Below are 1114 nucleotides of genomic sequence, written 5' to 3' on the forward strand. Positions count from 1 at the left end.
AGATCGGAACGGGGTGGGGCGGCTTTGCAATCTATGCAGCACAAAACTATGGGTGCAAGGTCACCACGACCACTATTTCACGTCAGCAATATGACTTGGCTTGCCAGCGCGTCAAGGAGGCGGGGCTCGAAGACAAAATCACCTTGCTACTTGAGGACTATCGAAAGTTGGAAGGGCAGTTCGATAAGCTGGTGTCCATAGAAATGATCGAAGCGGTTGGGTGGAAGTTTTATAACACCTACTATGAGACCTGTTCACGTCTTCTCAAGCCGGACGGTTTGATGCTGATTCAGGCGATTACCATTACCGATCAGAGATATGAGCGCGCTAAGCGGGATGTTGATTTTATTCAGCGTTATATTTTTCCTGGCAGCTGTATTCCGTCTTTGACTGCGTTGTCTTCTGCAATGCGCGATAGCTCAGATCTTCGCTTGGTTTCTCATCAGGATTTTGCTGAGCACTATGCACGCACGTTGCATATGTGGAACGAGGTCTGTAAACGAGAGTCTAAGGCGATCAGTAAGCTAGGCTACAGTGAGACTTTCCAGAGAATGTGGGAATTTTATTTGTGTTATTGTGAAGGTGGTTTTGCCGAGCGCTCAATTGGCGTTTCGCATTTATTGTACGCCAAACCGGCATTTAGAGGCGAAATAGTCGCTTAGTTCGCCATCTGTTAGAGAGGATGCATTGCGCGCCAAATGAATGATAAGTCGAGTATTATGACGCATAAGATTATCAATGCCGTGACCTTTCAGGCACTTTGGTTTACCGCGATATTGTCCGGTTGGTTGTATGCGCTTCCGTTGCTTTTCGTCCATTTGGGGCACTTTCTTTACGCCGAAAGAAGGGCAAAAGTACGCCTCGCGTGTATTGCATTGGCCGCGCTAGGGATGATGGCCGATAGTATTTTTGGTGTTTTTGGCATCTATCAGTTCAACGCTGGTAATGTCATGGTTATGGAACTGATCCCCCTGTGGCTCTGTTACATGTGGCTTGGCTTTGTGACATGCTTGCCTATCTCTCTGTCTTGGCTGCTGCGCTCGCCCGTCGTTTTGCTCGCTTTCTTTTCTATCGGTGGTGCGCTCTCTTACATCGCAGGGCGGAAGCTTGGTGC

At 48.4% G+C, this 1114-nt stretch carries 2 protein-coding genes; both read left to right on the forward strand.

Translation table 11 applies throughout. The features are described from left to right. The coding region (locus tag A3750_RS18930; protein ID WP_156498745.1) for a cyclopropane-fatty-acyl-phospholipid synthase family protein at positions 1 to 662 on the forward strand (662 nt) is incomplete at its 5' end. A 36-nt stretch (positions 663 to 698) separates the two neighbouring features. Further along, the coding region (locus A3750_RS18935) for a DUF2878 domain-containing protein (RefSeq protein WP_068548626.1) at positions 699 to 1114 on the forward strand (416 nt) is incomplete at its 3' end.

Source organism: Oleiphilus sp. HI0079 (assembly GCF_001635105.1).